Genomic DNA, 22071 nt, shown 5'->3' on the forward strand with positions numbered 1-22071 from the left:
ACGGCTGGGACCCGAACATGCCGAATCTCTAGCTCAGCCGCCTCCGGATCAGCCGCCCGTAGCGCCGGCCACCATCGCTGGCTTCTGTGAGCACCGTGTTCTGTGGATTTGCCAATAGGTTTGGGAGCCACGCGCATCGAGATCCGGACATGGCCGTCGGGGCGGGGTCCGACAATCGCGGGCAGGTGCAGCGGGTCCTGTTGATCGCCCTGGCGGTCAACGTGGTCATGAGCCTGCTGAAGCTGGCGGTCGGACTGTTCACGGGGTCTCTGGCGGTGCTGGCGGATGCCATGCACAGCGCCACCGATGGCCTCTCCAGCCTGCTGGGCCTTTTCACCAACGGTCTCTCCGATCCTCGCCCCGATCGGGATCATCCCTATGGCCACCACAAATACGAGGCTGTCGGTGCCCTGGCGATCGCCGCCTTCATCCTGTTCGCGGCCTTCGAGATCCTGCAGACGGCCGTGCAGCGGATCAGTGTCGGTCTGACCCCGCTGCAGGTGGATGCTCCGGAGCTGCTGCTGCTGCTGCTGGCCCTGGGTTTCAACATCCTCCTCTCTGGTTACGAACACGGCGAAGGACGCAGACTCGGCAGCCGGCTGCTGATCGCCGACGCCCTGCACACCCGCAGCGACATCTGGACAACCCTCGTGGTGCTGGTCGGCCTTTGCGGTGCGGTGTTCCTGCGTCAGAGTTGGCTGGATGTGGCGCTGGCGATCCCGCTCTGCGTGCTGCTGGTCAAGGTGTGCTGGTCGGTGATCACCACGAATCTCCCCTGGCTGGTGGACCAGATCGCGATCGCTCCGGAAGCCATCCATGCCGTGGCGATGGCCGTACCCGGAGTGCTGAATTGCCACGACATCGCCAGTCGTGGTGTGCTCGGTCAGCAGGTGTTCATCGACATGCACCTCGTCGTGTCGGCCAACGATCTGCCCACCGCCCATCGCATCACTGAGTTGGTGGAGGAACACCTGGAGGAGCGTTTCGGCCCGGTGCGTTGCACCATCCACCTTGAGCCCCCGGAATACGCCAGTGCGGAGATCACCTTCCGAGGAACCCATGGCTGATCTGCTGCCTGGGAATCCACCGCTGCTGCGGCCGAGCCAGATGGCGCTGGTGAATCGCCTGATTGCCGACCTGCGCGCCGCTCCCGCCTGGCATGGTCAGCTGCCGGTACTGCTGCTGGACCGCTGCTGGTTGCGGCTCGAGGTGGTTCCGGTCGAATCCCTGGCGACGGCCCTGCCTCCCGATGGCAGCGGCGAGGCTCCTGAGCTCGCGCGATTCCGCCAGCTGCGGGCAGAAGGCCTGGAGGACTGGGCCGCACAGCTGCAGTGCTGGGAGGAGTTTGACCTCCTGCCGTTCCAGCAGGCCTTGCGGCGCTACTGGAGCCGGCAGACGCACGGTGATGACGGCTGGACCCTGCCGGCCTACCTGGAGTTGTTGCGCTGCTACCGGCACAGCCTCGAGTGTGGTGTTCCTCACCTGCCCCTGCTGGTCCTGCCCCGCCAAGACAGCGGTGAGACCCACCGTCTGCACTGGCTGCAACGACCGTTCGCCTCCACCTGTCCGTCGATGCGGCACACTTGCGCCTGACTCAGGGCTGCGGCAATGGCCGACGACACCACCCCCTCCATCTCCAAGGACCGGCACGACGCACCCAGCCGTGGTGGCCGCCCCGGTCCCAACCGTGAGCCCGGTGGTTTTCGCATCCGCCTGAGTGACAACGAGATGCGCTCGGCCCGGGCTCTGCAGGAGGCCTTCGGTCTGCGCTCCACCGTGGCCGTGCTGGGCTTTGCGGTGCGCAGCCTGGGCCAGATGCTGGACCAGGGTCAGCTCGATGCCCTGCTGGCCGAGCACCGCGCCCAGGGAGATGCCCGGCCATCGGGTGATTCCCGCCCAACGCGCCGCAACGAGATTCGTCGTGGCGAAGGCCGTCCGGCACCAGCGGCCCGGGCCAACCCCTTTGCCCGTCCGGCCCGCCCCGCCGCGACGCCGATCGAAGAGGAGGTGGCTCCTGCCGAAGCCCCGGCTGACGATCAGCTGATCAGCTCTGAGACCGACAGCAGCGAATCCACCGATTCGGAACCAGCCACACCTGAAGCGACAGCTTCTGAAGTGGCCGCCGCCGCCGGCTGACTGCGATGGCTCGGCCACGGGTTCTCTCCGGTGTCCAACCCACCGGTGCCTTGCATCTGGGCAACTGGCTCGGCGCGATCCGCAACTGGGTCGGCCTGCAGGACAGCCACGACACCTTCTTCTGTGTTGTGGACCTGCACGCGATCACCGTGCCCCACGACCCGGCCAGGCTTGCTGAGGACACCCTCACCACAGCGGCGCTCTACCTGGCCTGCGGCATCGATCCGCAGCGTTCGACGGTGTTCGTCCAGAGCCACGTAGCGGCCCACAGCGAGCTCTGCTGGCTGCTGAACTGCGTCACCCCGCTGAACTGGCTGGAGCGGATGATCCAGTTCAAGGAGAAGGCGGTCAAGCAGGGCGACAACGTCTCCGCCGGTCTGCTGGATTACCCGGTGCTGATGGCGGCGGACATCCTTCTCTATGACGCTGACCTGGTGCCGGTTGGCGAGGATCAGAAGCAGCACCTCGAGCTGGCCCGTGACATTGCCCAACAGCGGATCAACAGCCGCTTCGGCAGTGAGGAGGCGCCGCTGCTGCGGGTGCCTGAACCGCTGATCCTCCAGGACGGGGCCCGGGTGATGAGCCTCACCGATGGCCGCAGCAAGATGAGCAAGAGCGATCCCAACGAGGGCTCTCGCATCACCCTGCTCGACCCCCCCGAGCTGGTGACCAGAAAGATCAAGCGTGCCAAGACCGATCCCACCATGGGCCTCGAGTTCGGCAACCCCGAGCGTCCCGAAGCCGACAACCTCTTGGGCCTGTATGCGGTTCTGAGTGGCCTGGGGCGCGAGGCGGCCACAGCCCAGTGCGCCTCCATGGGATGGGGCACCTTCAAGCCACTGCTGGCCGAAACGGTGGTGGAGGCCCTGCGTCCGGTTCAGGAGCGCTACCGCGATCTGCGCAGCGACCCGAGCCAGTTGCAGCAGGTTCTGGAGCTGGGCAGAGAGCGGGCCGAGGCCGTGGCCAGCACCACCCTCCAGCGCCTGCGCGACGCGTTGGGCTTCTTTCCACGCCCGTAGGTCGATCAGTCGTTGCGGGTGTGGATCGTCATCAATTGTGATCTTCTGCTGATCGAAGGGCTGCTCGTTGATCAGTGCAGCTGATCAGACTGTCAGTTCCCTCGGTGGTGATGCCCAGGTAGCGACGGCGAAGCCCCACGTGTCAACTCCCTTGGCTCGGCTTGTGTTGCGGTTTGCTCATGGAGCCTGGACTCATGATCCCCAGTCCGAAAGCACGCCGTGGGAGCTTTGTCCACCCCCCAGTGCATGGGGGTGGCGGCCCCTCCCGGCTAACCGTCAGTCTCTCTGGACTCGCGATCAGCCCTTCTGATTTCTTCGACCCGATCCCGTTTCTCCCTGCTGCTCGCCTTGCCGCTCCTGCCCTTGGTGGCACCGGCACCCGGCAGACAGCCCGAGGCGGTTCCGGCCGTGCAGCAGCACCAGGCCGCCGCCGCCGCTCTGGCCGGAGGCCAGGCCACGGCCTATGCCATCAGTCCAGAGCGCCGCGCCCTGCTCAACACCATCCGCTTCGCGGAAGTCACCTGGGTGGGCGGCAGCCATGACGGTTACCGGGTTCTCTACGGGGGCGGCCGCTTTGCCAGCCTGGCGCGCCATCCCGAGGTGACGGTCAGGCGGCGCTACACCAGCGCCGCCGCCGGTGCCTACCAGTTCCTGCCGGGAACCTGGCGGGAAGCACAGCAGCGACTTGGTCTGCCCGACTTCGGCCCCGCCAGCCAGGACCAGGCCGCCCTGTTCCTGGTGGATCGCCGCGGTGTTCTCGATCTGTTCGACCGCAGGGGCCTGGATGCCACGGTGCTGGCCCGCCTGGCGAACGAGTGGGCCTCCCTGCCGGCCAGCCATGGCGGCAGTGCCTACGGCCAGCCTGTGAAGCGGGCAGACCAGCTGGTGCGCTTCTATCGGGCCGATCTGCAGCGGCAACGGCAGGCAGGCCAGGCCTGAGTTCAGAATTCGCGGTAGACCACCCGGCCGCGCTCATCGTTCCCGACGTCGAGCAGGTGCTCCCCCATCAGCTGATCGATTTCCTGACGCACCTTGGTGACGTCATCATCACGGCCCAGCTCAAGCGCCAGCATGGCGTCGTTGATGGTGAACCCCTTGGTTCCTGCCTGGCGCGCCAGAACGAGCAGCTGGCGCTGCAGGCTGGGGGTCTTCTCCGCATCGGCGGCCGCCAGGGCCTCATGCAGGGCCAGGGGTTGATTGGCCGTGCGTACCAATTCGGGCATGAGGAACAGATCCACCAGCTGGCCAATGCCGCAACACCCCAGGGTGAGCAGCCACAGGGTGCCGCTCACCGGCCGTCGGGTGTAGAAGCGCTGAAGGCCGCAGACCCCCATCAGGCCCAGGGCCCAGAGCACATAGCCCACGGCAACGTGACGGCGTTCCGGAGGCAGCACCGGCGAAAGGGAAGGCATAGACCGTGTTGACGTGGTCAGGGAGCTGCAGGAACCACAATGCCCGCCTGCCGAAGCCGGCTTGCCAGGGCCCAGACCCGGAGCACCAGCTGATGCCAGGGAGCCAGGGATTCCATGTCCAGGGCCATCGGGGTGGAGATGGCGGCCCGCAGGGCACGGGCGGCGGCCACGTCCTTGAGGGCCTGTTCCAGGGACTCCGCCAGAGCCTGGCGTTCGGCGGCTGGCATCACCGCCTCTGGGCAGTGCTGCAACAACACCTGACCGCGTTGCAGCCAGTCGCTGAAGTCATCCATCAGGGGACTGAGCAGCCCGTCAAGCAGGTCGCCTTCCGGAGAGCCAGTCGACAGCGGCCCCGTGGCTGGCCCTGTCGCTGGCTCTGGAAGTGGCCTTGGCAATGGATCCGAAAGTGGATCCGAGGGATCAGGAAACGCGGACTGGCCCATCTCAGCAGGCTAGGCACGATCACCCCAGCCAGAGCGATCGGTGCTGTTCAGAGCTCGATGGGGCTGCGTAGGATCGCCCTTCGACCGACTCCTGTGCCGTGCCCGTGACCCGCTCCGCCGATCCTGCACCGAGCGGCAGCGGCAGCACCACTGGCACGGAGCCAGCCGTTGAGGCAGCGGCGGCTCCGCTGGTCCTGCCGAAAACGAGCGAGAGCGAGCAGCTGCTGAAGATTCGCCACTCGATGAGCCATGTGCTGGCGATGGCGGTGCAGAAGCTCTTCCCCAAGGCGCAGGTGACCATCGGCCCCTGGACCGAGAGCGGCTTCTATTACGACTTCGACAATCCGGATCCGTTCACGGAAGCCGATCTCAAGGCGATCAAGAAGGAGATGATCCGGATCATCAATCGCAGGCTGCCGCTTGAGCGCATCGCCGTGAGCCGCGAGCAGGCTGAAGCGAAGATCAAGGCCCAGAACGAGCCCTACAAGCTGGAGATTCTGGCGGGCCTCAGCGAGCCCATCACCCTCTACACGCTGGGCGAGGAGTGGTGGGATCTCTGCGCCGGCCCCCATGTGACCAACACCAGCGAACTCAACCCCAAGGCCTTCGAGCTCGAAAGCGTTGCCGGCTCCTACTGGCGCGGGGATGAGACCAAGGCCCAGCTGCAGCGCATCTATGGCACCGCCTGGGAGACCCCCGAGCAGCTGGCGGAGTACAAGCACCGCAAGCAGGAGGCCCTGCGCCGCGATCACCGCCGCCTCGGCACCGACCTTGACCTGTTCGCGATCGAGGATGAAGCCGGCGCCGGCCTGGTGTTCTGGCATCCGCGTGGTGCCCGCATGCGCCTGCTGATCGAAGACTTCTGGCGCGAGGCCCACTTCGCCGACGGCTATGAGCTGCTGTACACCCCCCACGTGGCGGACATCAGCCTCTGGAAGACCTCCGGCCACCTCGACTTCTACAGCGAGAGCATGTTCGGGCCGATGCAGGTGGACGAGCGCCAGTACCAGCTCAAGCCGATGAACTGTCCGTTCCACGTGCTCACCTACGCCAGCACATTGCGGAGTTACCGCGAGTTGCCGATCCGTTGGGCCGAGCTCGGCACCGTGTATCGCTACGAGCGGCCCGGCGTGATGCATGGCCTGATGCGGGTGCGGGGCTTCACCCAGGACGATGCCCATGTGTTCTGTCTGCCGGAGCAGATCGGCGATGAGATCCTGCGGGTGCTGAATCTGACCGAAACGATCCTGTCCGCCTTTGATTTCCGGAGCTACGAGATCAATCTCTCCACGCGGCCGGAGAAATCGATCGGCGATGATGCCGTCTGGAACCTGGCCACGCAGGGTCTGATCGAGGCGCTGGATCGCAAGGGCTGGGCCTACAAAGTGGATGAGGGCGGTGGTGCCTTTTACGGGCCCAAGATCGACCTCAAAATTGAGGACGCCATCGGCCGGATGTGGCAGTGCTCCACCATCCAGCTCGACTTCAATCTCCCCGAGCGTTTCAACCTTGAGTATGTGGCTGCCGATGGAAGCCGCCAGCGTCCGATCATGATCCACCGCGCCATCTTCGGCTCGCTGGAACGCTTCTTTGGCATCATGACCGAGAACTACGCCGGCGATTTCCCCTTCTGGTTGGCCCCAGAGCAGATCCGTCTGCTGCCGGTCACCGATGACGTGCGTCCCTATGCCGAGGCGCTGATGGCCCAGCTCAAGGCCGCCGGCGTTCGCGCCACGATCGACCACTCCGGCGATCGTCTGGGCAAGTTGATTCGCAATGGCGAGCAGATGAAGATCCCGGTGCTTGGGGTGATCGGTGCCAAGGAAGCCGAGGCCGGTGCGGTCAGCCTGCGCAGCCGCCGCGATGGAGATCTGGGCAGCGTGGCGCGGGCTGACCTGATCGCGACCGCCACCCTGGCCAATCAGCAGCGAGGTGCCGCTCTGGTCCTGGCTGACCAACCGATCCAGGCCTGAGGCCGGCCTGATGACCACCCTGCTGGCAGGTGACATTGGCGGCACCAAGACACTTCTGGCTCTGTACCGCAGCGCAGCGGATGGACTGGAGTGTTTGCGGCAGCAGCGTTTCACCTCCGCCGCCTGGCCCGATCTGGCGCCGATGGTGCAGGCGTTCCTGGAGGGTGAGGAGCGGCCTGATGCCGCCTGTCTGGCCGTGGCTGGACCGGTGCAGGCTGGGCGGGCCCAGCTCACCAACCTCCCCTGGCAGTTGAGCAGTGAGGCGCTTGCTCGCGAGTGCACGATCCCCAGGCTCGAACTCGAGAACGATTTCGCGGTGCTGGTCTACGGCCTGCCCCATCTCGGCGCCGATCAGCAGGTGCAGCTTCATCCCGGAGTGCCTGAGCCTTCAGCCCCCCTGCTGATCGTGGGGGCTGGCACTGGACTGGGTGTGGCCTACGGGGTTCCTACCAGTGAGGGCCTGCAGGCCATGGCCAGCGAAGGGGGCCACGGCACCTTCGCACCGCGCTCCGAGTCCGAATGGCAGCTGAAGTGCTGGTTGCAGGCAGACCTCCAGCTGGAGCGGGTCTCGATCGAGCGGGTGGTGAGTGGCACCGGGCTTGGCCATGTGGCCCGCTGGCTGCTGGCGGAGCGGCCCGCCGCCCAGGGCCACCCCCTGGCCCCGGTGGCCGAGCGTTGGCAGGCGGCCTTGCAGGGAGACAGCACAGAAGCTCCTGAGGATCTGCCAGCCGCCACCGCCCGCGCCGCCGCCGGTGGCGATGCGCTTGCCCTGGAGGCCCTCGATCTGTGGCTGGGGGCCTATGGCAGCGTCTGTGGGGACCTGGCCCTCACCGGCCTCAGCCGCGGAGGCCTCTGGCTGGCCGGCGGCACTGCTGCCAAATTGCTCGATGAGCTGGGCTCCACAACGTTTCGGGAGGCTTTCCTCGGCAAGGGGCGCCTGCGTCCCCAGCTCGCCTCCCTGCCGATCACGGCTGTGGTCGATGAAGGCATCGGTCTGTTCAGCGCCGCCTGTCGCGCGCGCATGCTGCTGCACTGAATGCACCCGCTCCCGCCCCAGCGGGTGGGACACTGGCCGCTTAGGACCCGTGTGCGGAAGGCAGATACCGATGGTGCGTCCCCAGATCGGCCAGGGCGTGTTGGTGGATGTGCCCGCCACCACAGCCAACATCGGGCCCGGCTTTGACTGCCTGGGAGCGGCGCTCCCGCTGGATAACCGCTTCGAGCTGCGTTGCATCGAAGGCGGCAGTGATCGCTTCGATCTCATTATCGAGGGCAGCGAAGGCGCCCACCTGCGCGGTGGGCCCGACAACCTCGTTTACCGAGCCGCCCAGCGGGTCTGGCGGGAGGCCGGCGAGGAGCCCGTGGCCCTGGAGGCTCGCGTCCGCCTGGCGGTGCCGCCGGCCCGTGGCCTCGGCAGCAGTGCCACGGCAATCGTGGCGGGCCTGGTGGGCGCCAATGCCCTGGTGGGTGAACCTCTCAGTCAGGAGAAGCTGCTGGAGCTGGCCATCGACATCGAGGGCCATCCCGACAACGTAGTGCCGTCCCTTGTGGGTGGCCTCTGCCTCACCGCCAAGGCGGCGTCGCATCGCTGGCGGGTGGTTCGCTGTGAGTGGTCGGATCAGGTCAGGGTCGTGGTGGCGATCCCGTCGATCCGGCTGACCACCAGCGAGGCGCGCCGGGCCATGCCCAAGAGCATCCCGATCCCCGATGCGGTGATGAATCTCGGTGCTCTGACGCTGCTGTTGCAGGGGCTGCGCACCGGCAACGGGGATCTGATCACCGATGGCATGCACGACCGTCTGCACGAGCCCTACCGCTGGGGGCTGATCCAGGGGGGACGGGCCGTGCGGGAGGCGGCGATCGCGGCTGGCGCCTGGGGCTGTGTGATCAGTGGAGCGGGTCCCACGTTGCTGGCCCTGTGCACAGACTCTGTGACCGAGGCGGTGGGCCAGGCCATGGTGACCGCCTGGGAGCGGGAGGGGGTGTCGGCCCGCTCCGAAGTTCTGGGCATCCGCCACCGCGGCAGTCAGTGGGAACCCCTGCCCCTGCGCTGAGCCGGCAGATCAACCCTGTGGGCTGAGTATTTCTGCTCAGGATGAGACCGTCGAGCTGATAGATTCGCCGCAACTTCCTTCACGTGCCACCGAACGTTGTGGTTCGGGGTTCAGGAGGCCAACAACAAGTCGCTTTCTGGTGATGGACGCCAACCTCTTCCTTCTGGTCGCGTCCTCCCCCTCTGTGTTCGATTCCGCCTCCTTTCCCTGGCTAAGCCTGATCGTGCTGCTGCCAGCGGCGGCAGCCCTGGTCATGCCCCTCCTGCCGGGAGATGGCAGCGATCCCCGTCTGCCGAGGGGCATCGCCCTCGGGGTGCTGTCGCTGGATTTCGCCCTGATGCTCTGGGTATTCAGCCGCCACTTCGAAGGTGGCCTCAGCGGTCTTCAGCTGGTCGAGCGGGTGCCCTGGGTTCCTGCCCTCGGCCTGGAGTGGTCGCTGGCCGCCGATGGCCTCTCCGCTCCTCTGGTGGTGCTGAGCGGGCTGGTCACCTTGCTGGCGGTGGCGGCCAGCTGGTCGGTGAATCGCAAGACACGCCTCTATTTCGCGCTGATGCTGATCCAGGCTTCAGCCCAGGGATTGGTCTTCCTCTCCCAGGATTTCCTGCTGTTCTTCCTGGCCTGGGAGCTCGAGCTGGTTCCCGTCTATCTGTTGATCGCCATCTGGGGTGGCAACCAGCGCCAGTACGCCGCCACCAAGTTCATCCTGTACACCGCCACGGCGTCCCTGCTGATTCTGATCAGTGGTCTGGCCCTGGCGTTGTCCGGTGATGGATTCACCCTCAATCTGTCCGAGCTGGCCGCCCGCTCCCCCGGTGGAACCTTCGGATTGCTCTGTTATCTCGGTTTCCTGGTGGGCTTCGGCGTGAAGCTGCCGATCTTCCCGCTGCACACCTGGCTGCCGGACGCTCACGGCGAGGCCAATGCGCCGGTCTCGATGCTCCTGGCTGGTGTCCTGCTCAAGATGGGGGGCTATGCCCTGCTGCGCTTCAACGTCCAGATGCTGCCCGAAGCCCATCTGCAATTGGCTCCTGCGCTGATCGTGCTCGGGATCGTCAACATCATTTACGGCGCCCTCAATGCCTTCGCTCAGGACAACGTCAAGCGCCGCATCGCCTGCAGCTCGGTGAGCCACATGGGCTTCGTGCTGCTGGGCATCGGCGCCATTGATGCGCTCGGCATCAGCGGTGCCCAGCTGCAGATGATCAGCCATGGCCTGATCGCCGCGGCCATGTTCTTCGTCACCGGCGTATTCTACGAGCGCACCAAGACCCTTTCGATCCCGAACATGGGTGGCCTGGCCAAGGCCCTGCCGATCACCTTCGCCTTCTTCCTGGCCAGCTGTCTCGCCTCCCTGGCCCTGCCGGGCATGAGCGGCTTCGTCAGTGAGATCACCGTTTTCCTCGGGGTGACCGCCAATGACGGATTCAACGTGGGATTCCGGGTGATCACGATCGTGCTCGCGGCCATCGGCCTGGTGCTCACGCCGGTGTATCTGCTCTCACTCTGCCGGCGCGTGTTCTTCGGACCCAGAATCCCGGCCCTGGCCGTGGTGGGCGATATGAAGCCGCGCGAGCTCCTGATCGGCCTCAGCCTGCTGGTTCCGACCCTCGTGATCGGCTTCTGGCCTCGCGTGGCGATCGACTTCTACGAAGCCAGCACCAATGCCCTGGCCACCGAGCTGGCCGATCAGGCCCAGATCGCCCTGGGTCGGTTGACCGCCCTCGGCTGAACCACAGCCACTACCCCGACGCTGTGGAATGGGAGCCAGCCCGCTCCCAGCCATGACGCCCAGCGCTGTTGCCATTGCCGACCCCAGCCTCCCGTTGCTGGTTGGTCAGGGACTGCCCCCGTTCGATGCAATCACTCCGGAGCAGGTGGATCAGGCCATTCCGGCGTTACTGGAAGAGCTCAACGCTGGCCTCTCGGCCCTGGAAGATCAACTCAGCTCCCGGCTGCATGACGACGTTCCCCTGACCTGGAACGAGGTGATGGATCCGCTCCAGCGGCTGGGGGAGCGGCTGCGCTGGAGCTGGGGTGTGGTGAGTCATCTCAACGGGGTCTGCAACACGCCGGAGCTGCGGCAGGCCCACCAGCAGCAGCAGGGTGGAGTGGTCGCCTTCGGCAACCGGGCTGGCCAGAGTTCAGTCGTCTATGCCGCCCTGCAGGCGTTGGACACGCAGCACCAAAGCGCCGCCGAGGGATCCGCTCAGCGCCTCGATGCCACCCAGCAGCGCATCCTCACCGCTGAACTGCGGGACATGCAGCTGCGCGGCGTGGGTCTGGAGGGCCCGGCCCAGGAGGCCTTCAACGCCGCCAGCCAGGAGCTGGCGGAACTGGCCACGAGCTTCAGCAACCATGTGCTCGACGCCACCAACCAGTGGAGCCTGGTGTTGAGCGATGAGGCCGATCTTGAGGGCTTGCCCGCCAGCCTGCGGGAGCTGCTGGCCCAGGCGGCCCGCGAGGCCGGCGACAACCGCGCCGATGGCAGCCCCGCCACGGCGGCCGAGGGCCCCTGGCGCCTGGGGCTCGATGCGCCGCGCGCCTTTCCCTTCCTCAAGTACAGCCGGCGCCGTGATCTGCGGGAGCGGGTCTACCGCGCCCAGGTGAGCCGCGCCTCCGGTGGCGAGCTCAACAATGCCCCGCTGATCGAGCGCATCCTCACCCTCAAGCGCGAGCAGGCGGAGCGGCTCGGGTTTGCCAACTGGGCCGAGGTGAGCCTGGCCGCCAAGATGGCCGACTCCGTCGAGGCGGTCGAGCGTCTGCTGGAGGAGCTGCGCGTTGCGGCCTACCCGGTGGCCGAGGCCGAGCTGAAGGAGCTGGCGGCCTGCGCCGGCCGCCACGGCGCCCCGGAGGCCAGCGATCTGCAGCCCTGGGATGTGAGCTTCTGGGCGGAGGTGCTGCGCCGCGAGGCCTTTGATCTCGACAGTGAGGCCCTGAGGCCCTGGTTTCCCCTTGAGCAGGTGCTTCAGGGGCTGTTCGACCTCTGCCAGCGCCTGTTTGCCATCCGGATCGAGGCGGCCGATGGTGAGGCGCCGCTCTGGCACCCGGACGTGCGCTTTTTCCGGGTGCGGGATGTCGCCAGTGGGGAGCCGCTGGCCTTCTTCTATCTCGATCCCTTCAGCCGCCCCGGCAGCAAGCGCGGTGGCGCCTGGATGGATGACTGCCTCGGCCGCAGCCGCAGTGAGGCGGGCCAGCCCGTGCTGCCCGTGGCCTATCTGATCTGCAACCAGAGCCCACCGGTCGGGGAGGTGCCCAGCCTGATGACCTTTGAGGAGGTGGAAACCCTCTTCCACGAATTCGGCCACGGCCTGCAGCACATGCTCACCACCGTGGAGCGGCCCCAGGCGGCCGGCATCAACAACGTCGAGTGGGACGCGGTGGAGCTCCCCAGCCAGTTCATGGAGAACTGGTGCTATGACCGCGCCACCTTGATGGGTATGGCCCGCCACTGGCAGAGCGGCGAGCCCCTGCCCGAGGCCGACTACCGCAAGCTCCTGGCGGCGCGCACGTTCATGGGCGGCAGCGCCACGCTGCGGCAGGTGCACTTCGCCCTCACCGACCTGCGCCTGCACAGCAGCTGGACGCCCAGCTGTGGCCTCACCCCAGACCAGATGCGACGGGCCATCGCCAGGACCACCACAGTCCTGGCTCCGATCGACGACGACGCCTTTCTCTGCGCCTTCTCCCACATCTTCGCGGGGGGGTATGCGGCCGGCTACTACTCCTACAAGTGGGCCGAGGTGCTCAGCGCCGATGCCTTCAGTGCCTTTGAGGAGGTGGGCCTGGATCGGGACGAGGCGGTGGTGGCCACCGGTCGCCGCTTCCGCGACACCGTGCTCAGCCTGGGGGGCAGCCGCGCGCCGGCGGAGATCTTTGCGGCCTTCCGTGGCCGTGCCCCCAGCACCGATGCCCTGATTCGTCATTCGGGCCTGGTGACGGCCTGAGCTGCCTTACTCCTGCAGCAGCAAGGCTGTCAGAGGAGTCAGGGCGGCGGGATCGGTGAGCAGCTGCCGGTGCGTCCAGACCGGAAGCTCCTGGCGCGTTCCCACCGGCAGCACGGCTGTCCAGCCGGGTACCACCATCAGGTCCCAGCGGCAGAAAAGGCTGTGGCATTCCACAGCCTTGAGCGTCGAGACATCGTCGTTGAGTTGACGCAACAGCGGGCTGCCGGGCTTCATTTGCGCCAGGCCCGGCATCAGCGCCTGGGGCCAGGGCAGGGCCAGCAGGCTGCCCTGCTGGGGGCTGCCGAGGCTGAAGAAGCGGCGTGTGCGCCGATACCCACCCAGCCCTTGCAGCCAGAGGCGGGCAATCACACCGCCCATCGAAAAGCCGAGCAGATCGATGGGGAGATCGGCGCCATAGGTGGTCTCGATCCGTTCGCCAAGCCGTTCAGCGAGCACCGTCAGGGAGGTGTGCCCGCAGCGATGGGGGAGATGAGGCACGAGCCGCTCGCTTCGGCCACCGGCCAGGGCGGCCTCGAGGTGGCGAAACAGGCGCGGTGTGTCCCACAGCCCATGCACCAGCACCAGAGGCGGGCTCACCGCAGGTCCGTGGCCGGCCAGTTGCGCGTCAGCTCCACGGCCACGTGTCCTGTGAATCCCGGAACCGGTGCCTGGCACTTGCAGAGTTCCAGCCGCATCGGCACGGGCCCATAGATCTGTTCAAGCCGATCCAGCATGCGGCTGGCGTAGTGCTCGATCGTGAGGCAGCAGAGCTGGTTCGCCTGCTGCTGCAGGGCACGGATCGCCAGGCTGTAGTCGAGGGTGTCCTCAAGTTGATCACTCTGGCTGGCCGCGTTCAGACCGGCGTCGAGGCTGAACGACACCGTGAACCACTGGCCCAGTTGCCGCTCCTCATCCAGCACACCCACGTGGGCCCAGAGCCGTAGATCGCGCACATGGATGAGCATGCGGGGCTGTTCAGAGGGGCAGGGGATGGTGCAGGAAGTGACGCATGCCACTGCTGTAGTCGGAGGCGATATGACCATCGCCCCGCAGGCGGTAGCGGTAGGTCACCAGCCCCTCCAGCCCCACCGGGCCCCGGGGTGGCAGGGTCTGGGTGCTGATGCCCACTTCCGCTCCGAAGCCATAGCGGAAGCCATCGGCGAAGCGGGTGGAGCAATTGAGATACACCCCGGCGCTGTCCACCGCCGCCAGAAACCGATCAGCCGCGACGGGATCGGTGGTGCAGATCGCATCGGTGTGGCGCGATCCGTACTGGCGGATGTGCTCCAGGGCAGCCTCCAGATCCGGCACCAGCTTCACACTCAGCACAAGATCGGAGTACTCGGTGCGCCAGTCGTCCTCCGTTGCCTCCAGTGTGATGCCGAATCGGCATGCGGCCGGATCACCCCGCAGCTCGACACCGGCGGCGGCGAAGGTATCGATCGCCTGTGGCAGGAAGGTGGGGGCGATCGCTTCATGAACCAGCAGCGTTTCCATTGCGTTGCAGGCCGCCGGGTACTGGGTTTTGCTGTCCATGGCCACCCTCAGCGCCTGGGCCGGATCGGCTGCGGCATCCACGTAGAGGTGACAGATGCCATCGGCATGCCCGAGCACGGGGATGCGGGTGTTGTCCTGGATGAAACGCACCAGGGCATTGGATCCGCGCGGGATGATCAGATCCACCAGCCCATCGAGCTTGAGCAGGGCCAGGCTTTCCTGACGGGTGGTGAGCAGGTCCAGCACGTCCGGAGACACGGCACTGTTGGCCAGGCCCCGCTGCAGGGCGTTGAGGATGGCCTGGCAGCTGCGGCTGGCTTCACGACCGCCCTTGAGGATGGCGCCGTTGCCAGAGCGGATCGCCAGCGCGGCAATCTGCATCACCGCATCGGGCCTGGCCTCGAAGATCACCCCCACGACGCCCAGGGGCACGCTCACACGCTCCAGCACCAGCCCCTGATCCAGCTCGGTGTGAAGTTGGCGTCGGCCGATGGGATCGCTCAGGTCCGCCACCTGCCGAACTCCGGCGATCGCGCCGGCGAGTTTGGCGGCATCCAGCTTGAGCCGTGCCACCAGGGCCGGGGCCAGTCCGTCGGTCGCGGCGGCCTCGAGATCCTCCTGGTTGGCCGCCACGATCCGGTCGGCCTCGGCTTCGAGGGCGTCGGCCATGGCGTGCAACGCCTGGCGGCGGGCGTCGTCGTTGAGCTGGCTCAGGGCGGTGGCGGCCCGGCGAACGGCGGCGGCGCGTCGCAGCAGTTCCGGGCTCGGATCGGGGATGGACGGGCTCATCCATTCATCATCCCAAGCCGTCAGCCGCTGCTCCGTCGACCTCCATCGTGTCGACTTCCGCTGCGCCGATCAGAGTTGTGCCGCTCTCCCCAGCGCTGAGGCGCTCAAGGGCCAGCAGGGCGGCCCCCAGCCGGCCGGCGCCATTGCCGAGCTCGCAGGGGCGGATGTCCAGGCCCTCGCGGCTCACCGGCAGCACCCGCCGCGTCACTTCCTCCCACACGGCTGGGAGGAAATGATGGCAGGCGCCGCTGAGGCCGCCGCCGATCAGCACCCGCTCCGGCGTGAACAGGTACAGAAGTGAGGTGATCCCCACCCCCAGCAGCCGTCCATAGGCACTCCAGACCTCGATCGCGGCAGCATCTCCACCATCGGCCCTTTGGCAGAGCTCCTGGGGTGAGAGGGGGCTGAGCCGCTGCAGACCGCTGATGCTGCAGTGCTGTTCCAGGGAGCCGCGGTTGCCGCTGTTGCACTCCGGTCCATCCGGATCGAGACAGATCAGACCCGGTTCGGCAGCGGCGCCACGATGGCCGAGAAACAGGTTGCCCTGCAGGATCACCGCCCCTCCAACCCCCGTTCCCAGAGTGAGCAGCAACACGTCACGGCAGCCGCGTGCCGCGCCGAAGCGCAATTCACCCAGGGCTGCACAGTTGGCATCGTTGGCCAGAGTGATCCGACGCTCCAGCATCGGTTCCAGCCAGGTGGCCAGAGGGACGTCCTGCCAGCCGGGCAGGTTGATCGCGATGCGCGCCACACGACCAGCCTGGTCGCTGGGGCCCGGGTGGCCGATGCCCACCCATGGCGCCAGCCGCTGCGGGTCGATGGTCTCCACAGCTTCGGCGATCGCCATGGTCACGGCACCGGGCATGGCCGGCTGGGGCGTGGCCACCTCCGCTTCCGCCAGGCAGTGGCCGTCCTGGTCGAAGCGGCCGAGCTTGATCGCGGTTCCGCCGACGTCGATCCCGATCAGTTGGGCCATCGCCGCCATGGCAGGGCCGGCTGATCCTGCCGCGCCACCTTCAACAACTGAGTCAGAAACGGAAGAACAGCTGCATCTGAGTCTGCCAGGCCCCCTGGGTGTCGAACGACCCCTGCAGGTTGATGTTCTCGGAGGCCTTGTAGTTCAGGGTCACCTGTGGAGGGATGTCGGAGCGGTTCGGTGCCACCAGCACCGCGGCATTGAAGCGCTCGGTGATGTCGAGGCCGATTTCCGAGCCCAGCACCAGTTGCGGCGGCAGTTGGCGAGAGCGCAGTTCCTCGGCCTGGGACACCACCGGGCTCACGTAGGTGGGGTAGAGGGCGAAGCTGACCCGCTGCCCGAAGGCATCGCTGAGTGAACCGAGCAGAGGCGAGAGCAACGATTGCCCCAGGGCCGTGGCCAGGGCGGCACCGGCATTGCCGCCGCTCAGCCCCGCCAGGGAGTTGCCGCCGATCAGGGCCACCAACCGCTCCTCCGGCAGGGGTGGATCACTGGTGAGCCGAAGGTTCTCGGCAATGCGATCGGCCGGTCCGCTGACACTCACGGTGATCCGCACCAGCTTGAGCTGGTTGAAGGAGCTGAAGCCTCCCTGGGCCTCCAGTTCCGCCAGGCTCAGCCCTGAACCGGTGTTGGCGCCCAGGTTGCTGGAGAGATTTTCGGAGACCCGGGTGCGCAACGCGATGTCCAGGTAGGGCAGCAGTCCCAACGACGGCGTGAACACCGCCACGTTGGGGGCATCGGGGTCGAGGTTGAAGCTGGTGGTGAACAGGTTGAGCCGACCGCCCAGCAGCCGCACCACGCCGGCGGCCTGAAGGCTCGGATCCAGCGGTCCGTTCAGCCGCAGGGAGCCACCGGTGCTGAAGCTGGCCACGTTCGGCACGGTCACCTTGAGATCAGGACCGAGCCGCAGGGTCAGATCCCTGAATCGCAGGTAGGGAAAATTCGGGATCGCCTTGCGCAGGGCGTCGCTGGTGCTGCTGTCCACCTCCGGGCCCAGCAGCACCAGCGGCTGGTCAAAGGCCCAGTTGCGCTGCAGCAGTTCATTGACATCCGGGTTGGCTCCTGCGGCTGGCTTGCTGGCGTCGGATTCGCCTCCATCGCTTGATTGGTTTGCCCCCGCTCCATCACCGCCGGCAGCTACCTGGCCCGGCTGGACATTGACGCTTCCCTGTCGGATCGCCAGATTTCCGCCCAGCAGTGGAGCCCGCAGGCTGCCGCCAAAGGCCAGTTGACCGTCGCTGAAGGCGTCGATCCGCTGCAGCTTGAAAGGCACCTGCTTCAGGGTGAGGGTGAGGCTGGGTTCAGGTGACACCGGCCGTACCAGACCGAGTTTTCCCTTTCCCTCGACCTGACCCTTCTCGCCCACCCGGGCCGTGAGTTCCTGCAGCAAGAGCTCCTGGAAGTCGAACAGCATCGTGGCCTCGAGGGCCGTCACCGTCTGGCCGATGAAGCGCAGTTCGCCCTCGCGCAGCCTCAGGAAGCCGTTGGCGATCGGATCGGCCAGGCTGCCCCGCACCAGCAGCTGCATGTCGGCACTACCTTTTTCCCAGTCGAGCGACGACCCGGCCAGGGTCGTGAGGAAGCGCAGGCCATCGCCGCGACTGGCCAGGCGCACCTCCAGACCCTGTGCCTGAGGATCCAGTGGGATGCGGCCGGTGAAATCGACGGCGCTCGTGGCTCCGGCAGCACGCAGGGCCAGGTCGGTGTCGAGGAAACCATCCTTGAGCAGAACGCTGCCCCGCTCCAGCTGAAGATCGGCTTCGCCCAGGTGCCCCTGATGCAGGGCCAGCTCGGCCTCAAGCTCCGGCTGGCCGTTGCCCAGCCGATACCGTCCCTTGGCCGAGAGCGATCCCTGCAGGCTTCCGGGGACGGGGGTGAGCAAGGCCAGCAGGCTGAGCGGCAGGCTGGCCAGATCAAAGCTGCCCTCGCCATGGCGGATGGGCCCCTGCAGACTCACCACAAACGGGTCCAGGGCCAGGGCCTGGTCCTCAGCGGTGCCCCGCAGCCAGAGATGGCCTTTGGCGCTCAGATCCACGTGGGTCTGGGCCAGGTTCGGTCCGCTGAGGGTGAGGTCCGTGTCGACCAGCGCCTGGGTGGCGGCAAGGCGCTCGCGCAGGTCTTCGGGGGCAGAGTTTGCAGCTTCAAGGTTCAGTCGCTCACGGGCGCGCTGCAGGGCGATGAGCTGGTCCTGCAGGCTGCCCCCCAGCTGATCGATCACCAGATCGCCGAGGTCGGCGGCATTGCCCTGGGGAGGACCTTCCTCACCACGCCAGAGAGGGAGGGCCTGGGCCAGCTGACGGAACAGATCGGTGGTGAGGCCCCGTCCCTCCAGCTGGGCCCGGTAGGCACCCTGCCATCGGCCGGTGAGGGTGGCGGCGATGGAGCCGCCTGCCAGGGGTTCCAGATCAGCCGTGAGCCGGTAGCGCCGGTCGGCATAGCGCAATCCGGCCTGCAGCTCCTGGGCCCGCACACCAAGGAAGACCGGTTGGGCGAGGGTCACCCAGCCGCCGAAGGCCAGTGGTTGCAACGCCAGGTTGCCGTCACCGCTGAGCTCGCCCTGCAATGGCTGGGGGTGCTTGCGGGGGCCCAAGGCCAGGGTCAGGCCCTGAAGAGGAAAGGCGCTGGCCTGCCAGCGGTAGGCGCTTGGACGGCCCGTCAGAGTGAGCGTTCCACCACCTCGCGTCAGTTCGAGGGCCACCGGCATCCAGGAACGGTCCAGGCTGGCCTTGAGGCTGCCGCCGCTGGCTGTGCTGGCCTGCATCTGCAGGGCACTGGCGCCTGCACCGGTGCCCTTGAGCTGGCCCTGCCAGGTCTCGCTCAGGCTGAGGGGACCGGCACCGGGGCCAGCCAGCTCGAGGTCGAGGTCGGGGCTGAGATCCTGCAGCGGGCCGTGGATCCGGCCGGAGGCGCTGAGCTCACCCCGCAGGCTTGTGCCGACGAGGGTATCCAGCCTCTGCAGGGGAAAGGCTGTGAGCTGCAGCTGAGCTTCCAGCGGCCCGGTGCGCAGACCGCCTTCATGGGAGGGCTGTAACGGCAGCTGACCGCTGGCCTGCAGGTAGGGACCCCTGAGGTCATCCAGCCGCAGCAACCCCTTACGCCACACCAGAGAAGCCCGTAGGTCTCCCGTGAGGGGATTGGTGAGCCGGGGCACCTGCACCGCCAACGCCGGTGCCGCCGCAGTCCCGCTCAGCTGGAGACTGCCCGCCAGCGTCTGCTCGGTCAGCCAGGAGGGGGCGCTGGGTGGCAGTGGCAGGTCGCTGGGATCCAGCCGCCAGGTTCCGTTCAACGCCAGCAGCGGCCCCACCCTGCCGGAGGCCGACAGCTGGGAGCGACCGCCCTTCACCTGCAGAGAGGAGACCGCCAGGCCCTGACGGCTCCAGCGGCCGGCCGCCGTTCCCTGCAAGGCCGGCAAGGCCGCTGCGGTGCGGCTGCCCCGAGCCCGACGTGGTGGTTGGGCCTTGAAGCTGAGGCTGACCTGCTGGCGGGGCAGGTGGGCCCGACCGGCCAGGCTGCCGCTCCAGCCTCCCAATCCCCAGATGCTCCGCTCCAGCACCAGGCTGTCGCCTTCGCAGCGCAGGTCTGCGGTGGGGCTGCTGATATCGGTTGCGGCTCGTTTTCCCGTTCCGGTGGTGCTGCCGGGGCTCGCCCCAGGGGGTCGCCAGCGCAGCTGCTTGAGACTGACGGCTCCGCGGCAGCTGGGCCGTCCCTGGCTCAGGGCCAGGACCAGGCGGCCGTCCAGCTGCCCGGTGGTGTGGCCCTGCAGGGGCGTGAACCGCTGCAGGAGGTTCACCGGCAGGCGCTGGAGGTTGAGCTGTGCCTGCCAGCGCTGGCGATCCCAGCGCCCCCCCGCCTCGATCGCCACCAGCCCAGGACCTTCGGCCGGCTGCAGACGGCCGCTCAGATCGATCCGACGCTCCTGGAGCATCAGGCCGACCCTGCCGCCGAGGCGCAGGTCGACACCGGCAGGGGCGATCCGCAGCTGTGCCGGATCAGCAAGGTTGATCCGCAGCTCCAGTGATGGTGGCTTCTGGTTGCGAGTCGGGCTACCCAGGACCCAGTACTGACCGCGTGCATTGCGGCGCAGATCGGCTTCGGCACCGCGCACCTGCAGATCCAGCACCGGAGTCCAGCGTTGCAGGCTCGCAAACGGGTCGAGAGCCACACCCAGGCCCGCCACCCTGGCCTCGGAGCGGTCCTGGGCACCTGGCCCCAGGCTCGAAGGTCCCACCTGCAGCCCCGAGAGGCCGATTCCCTGGTAAGGCCCGAGCTGCATCGGATGGCCCAGCACCTGGCTCAGCTGTCGCTCCAGCCGTGGTTTCCAGTGGTCGAAGAGGGTGCGGGCCAGGTGGTCAGCCCCTAACCAGGCCAGACCCGCGGCAGCGCCAAGGCCGAGCAGCCAGGGCAGCCGGCAGGAGAGGGGTGTCGTCGTCCGGTACCAGCTGGCCGCCGATGGTGATGAATCCGGCAAGCCCGCCATGCCCCTGGGTCTGCCCGTGTCTTCGACGGGCGCAATATAAAAGTCATCTGCCGCTTGACCAGCCCCCATGCCTGCCGATCCAATCCTGTTCACGGCGGGCCAGTGGCTCGGCGCCGCCAGCGGCGGCCTGGCCCTTCTCACCGGGATCGGCTTCCTGGCCACCTGGGGGATTCGCTTCCGTCTGGTGGGGATCACCAGCTTCACCGCCCTGCTGTCGCTCTCCTGCCTGGCCTTTGCCGTGAGCTACAGCCCGCGGGTGTCGATCGAGGGGGCGGTGCCCGTGCCCGTGGTGTTCGACAACGGCGGTGATCTGGTGATCGCTGCGGCGCCTGCCAATCTCGACCCGGCCGCTGTGGCCCCGACCCTGGAGCAGGTTGCCAGCAACCTGCGGGGCAGCGGCCGCAATTCCGCGGATGGGTTTGTGCGGGTCAGGCTGCGCCGACTCGAAACGGTGGCGCCCGGCCTGAGCCGTCCGGTGGTGCTGGGTGAGGCCACCCGCAGCCTGCGGGATGGTTCGGTCGTGCTGGCAGGCTGATCGCTTGCTGCCCCTGCCCCGCCACTGTCATCGCGAGCAGCGTCGGCTGGAGCAGGCCGGCATCGTGGCCTGGGAACACCTGGCCGGGCTGGACGATCGTGCCCTGCGGGATCTCGGCAGCGGCGGTGGCGCCAGCGAGAAGCAACTGATCAAGCTTCGTGCCCAGGCGCGACTGGTCTGCGAGGTGGGCCTTCACCCTTCAGAGGCGGCGCTGCTGCTCTACGCCGGCATTGCGGACCGTCGCGGCCTTGCCCAGGCCGATCCCCAGCGCCTGTGGGTGCAGATGGGCCGCCTGCAGCGCAGCTTCACCGGCATGGCGGTTCCGGCGTTGGAACTATCCACACTGCGGCAGTGGATCGCCGCCGCCCGGGAAGGCCTCGGTCGCTCCCGGAACTGACACCCGTACCGACCCGATGCCGGTTGCCGCTGACTGGAATGGATGCAGCCCCCGATGGGTGGCACCATGCCGAACCGCTCCAAACTCCTGAACTCCTCACGCCCCGCCTTGCATCGTTTGTTGACTGGCGCCGGGGCTCTCCTTTTCGGTTTTGCCACCTACCCCCTCGGTAGCGCTGGCTTGGCTGCTTCGCCCCTCCTCGAATCGGTGAAGCAGAACCCTGCCCTGGCGCAGAGCATCTGTGCTCAGTTGCGGCAGTTCAACAGCCAGGGCATGTCAGCCACCTCCCCGCAGGCGGTGAGTCGCATCGCGCAGCAGCGGGGTCTCACCCCCGTCGATGCCGAGGTGCTCACCACCTACGTGATCGGGCTTCACTGCCCTGAGGTTCGCTGACCTCCGCACCACTGGCAGTGGCCCAG

The 22071-nt window shown here is 67.3% G+C and carries 20 protein-coding genes; 13 read left to right on the top strand and 7 right to left on the bottom strand.

All coding sequences use genetic code 11. The annotated features are described in order from the left end of the window. Positions 1 to 149 precede the first annotated feature (149 nt). From H8F24_RS15175 to H8F24_RS15195, 5 genes are all read left to right on the top strand, one after another. Positions 150 to 1067 carry a cation diffusion facilitator family transporter gene (locus H8F24_RS15175; protein ID WP_197170139.1) on the top strand — a complete coding sequence of 306 codons (918 nt, stop codon included), beginning with the start codon at positions 150 to 152 and terminating at the stop codon, positions 1065 to 1067. Continuing rightward, a complete protein-coding gene (locus H8F24_RS15180; protein ID WP_197170140.1) occupies positions 1060 to 1593 on the top strand; it encodes a hypothetical protein in 534 nt (177 codons plus the stop codon). Before H8F24_RS15175 ends, H8F24_RS15180 begins: the two co-directional genes overlap by 8 nt. A 15-nt stretch (positions 1594 to 1608) precedes the next feature. After that, positions 1609 to 2136 (top strand): hypothetical protein, encoded by a 528-nt coding sequence (locus tag H8F24_RS15185; protein ID WP_197170141.1) that lies wholly within the window; start codon positions 1609 to 1611, stop codon positions 2134 to 2136. Positions 2137 to 2141: 5 nt separating this feature from the next. Then, complete coding sequence (trpS, locus tag H8F24_RS15190) at positions 2142 to 3155, top strand: tryptophan--tRNA ligase (protein ID WP_197170142.1); 1014 nt, start codon at positions 2142 to 2144, stop codon at positions 3153 to 3155. A gap of 348 nt (positions 3156 to 3503) precedes the next feature. Beyond that, a complete protein-coding gene (locus H8F24_RS15195; protein WP_197170143.1) occupies positions 3504 to 4094 on the top strand; it encodes a glycoside hydrolase family 104 protein in 591 nt (196 codons plus the stop codon). Positions 4095 to 4096: 2 nt separating this feature from the next. Here the strand turns inward: H8F24_RS15195 and H8F24_RS15200 are convergent, their stop codons facing one another. Both H8F24_RS15200 and H8F24_RS19675 read right to left on the bottom strand, forming a co-directional pair. Then, positions 4097 to 4567 (bottom strand): NINE protein, encoded by a 471-nt coding sequence (locus tag H8F24_RS15200; protein WP_197170144.1) that lies wholly within the window; start codon positions 4565 to 4567, stop codon positions 4097 to 4099. Positions 4568 to 4584: 17 nt separating this feature from the next. Then, positions 4585 to 4860 (bottom strand): DUF2605 family protein, encoded by a 276-nt coding sequence (locus H8F24_RS19675; RefSeq protein WP_231597880.1) that lies wholly within the window; start codon positions 4858 to 4860, stop codon positions 4585 to 4587. A gap of 392 nt (positions 4861 to 5252) precedes the next feature. On the opposite strand from H8F24_RS19675, the gene thrS reads away from it, so the two are divergent. The 5 genes from thrS to H8F24_RS15230 all read left to right on the top strand — a co-directional run bounded on the left by thrS (position 5253) and on the right by H8F24_RS15230 (position 12981). Further along, positions 5253 to 6983 (top strand): threonine--tRNA ligase, encoded by a 1731-nt coding sequence (thrS, locus tag H8F24_RS15210; protein ID WP_231598310.1) that lies wholly within the window; start codon positions 5253 to 5255, stop codon positions 6981 to 6983. Between the two features lie 10 nt (positions 6984 to 6993). Next, positions 6994 to 8019: a glucokinase gene (glk, locus tag H8F24_RS15215; protein ID WP_197170146.1), complete on the top strand. Its 1026-nt coding sequence runs from the start codon at positions 6994 to 6996 to the stop codon at positions 8017 to 8019. A 70-nt stretch (positions 8020 to 8089) separates the two neighbouring features. Beyond that, positions 8090 to 9037 carry a homoserine kinase gene (gene thrB, locus H8F24_RS15220; RefSeq protein ID WP_197170147.1) on the top strand — a complete coding sequence of 316 codons (948 nt, stop codon included), beginning with the start codon at positions 8090 to 8092 and terminating at the stop codon, positions 9035 to 9037. A 142-nt stretch (positions 9038 to 9179) separates the two neighbouring features. Further along, positions 9180 to 10766, top strand: coding sequence for an NAD(P)H-quinone oxidoreductase subunit 4 (locus tag H8F24_RS15225; RefSeq protein WP_197170148.1), 1587 nt, complete (start codon positions 9180 to 9182; stop codon positions 10764 to 10766). Between the two features lie 52 nt (positions 10767 to 10818). Beyond that, positions 10819 to 12981, top strand: a complete 2163-nt coding sequence (locus tag H8F24_RS15230; RefSeq protein ID WP_197170149.1) for a M3 family metallopeptidase — start codon at positions 10819 to 10821, stop codon at positions 12979 to 12981. 6 nt (positions 12982 to 12987) lie between these two features. On the opposite strand, the gene H8F24_RS15235 is transcribed toward H8F24_RS15230, so the two are convergent. Genes H8F24_RS15235 through H8F24_RS15255 form a run of 5 tightly spaced genes read right to left on the bottom strand, consistent with a single transcriptional unit; the run spans position 12988 to position 20720 of the window. After that, complete coding sequence (locus H8F24_RS15235; protein WP_197170150.1) at positions 12988 to 13578, bottom strand: triacylglycerol lipase; 591 nt, start codon at positions 13576 to 13578, stop codon at positions 12988 to 12990. Continuing rightward, the gene (gene folB / locus H8F24_RS15240; protein WP_197155197.1) at positions 13575 to 13946 is read right to left on the bottom strand and encodes a dihydroneopterin aldolase; all 372 of its coding nucleotides are present in this window, start codon (positions 13944 to 13946) and stop codon (positions 13575 to 13577) included. The genes H8F24_RS15235 and folB overlap by 4 nt, the downstream gene beginning before the upstream one ends. Before the next feature lie 10 nt (positions 13947 to 13956). Next, complete coding sequence (locus tag H8F24_RS15245; protein ID WP_197170151.1) at positions 13957 to 15267, bottom strand: glutamate-5-semialdehyde dehydrogenase; 1311 nt, start codon at positions 15265 to 15267, stop codon at positions 13957 to 13959. Positions 15268 to 15274: 7 nt separating this feature from the next. Then, the gene (locus tag H8F24_RS15250; RefSeq protein WP_370594758.1) at positions 15275 to 16243 is read right to left on the bottom strand and encodes an ROK family protein; all 969 of its coding nucleotides are present in this window, start codon (positions 16241 to 16243) and stop codon (positions 15275 to 15277) included. Between the two features lie 52 nt (positions 16244 to 16295). Further along, a complete protein-coding gene (locus H8F24_RS15255) occupies positions 16296 to 20720 on the bottom strand; it encodes a translocation/assembly module TamB domain-containing protein (protein WP_197170153.1) in 4425 nt (1474 codons plus the stop codon). 67 nt (positions 20721 to 20787) lie between these two features. Here H8F24_RS15255 and H8F24_RS15260 point away from each other — a divergent pair, with 67 nt between their 5' ends. From H8F24_RS15260 to H8F24_RS15270, 3 genes are all read left to right on the top strand, one after another. Continuing rightward, complete coding sequence (locus tag H8F24_RS15260) at positions 20788 to 21255, top strand: Ycf51 family protein (protein ID WP_197155217.1); 468 nt, start codon at positions 20788 to 20790, stop codon at positions 21253 to 21255. Between the two features lie 4 nt (positions 21256 to 21259). Beyond that, positions 21260 to 21652 (top strand): DUF4332 domain-containing protein, encoded by a 393-nt coding sequence (locus H8F24_RS15265; protein ID WP_231597881.1) that lies wholly within the window; start codon positions 21260 to 21262, stop codon positions 21650 to 21652. Between the two features lie 180 nt (positions 21653 to 21832). Next, complete coding sequence (locus H8F24_RS15270; protein ID WP_197155220.1) at positions 21833 to 22045, top strand: Nif11-like leader peptide family natural product precursor; 213 nt, start codon at positions 21833 to 21835, stop codon at positions 22043 to 22045. Positions 22046 to 22071: the final 26 nt, after the last annotated feature.

Origin of the sequence: Synechococcus sp. CBW1002 (genome assembly GCF_015840915.1) — a bacterium.
GTDB lineage: Bacteria > Cyanobacteriota > Cyanobacteriia > PCC-6307 > Cyanobiaceae > CBW1002.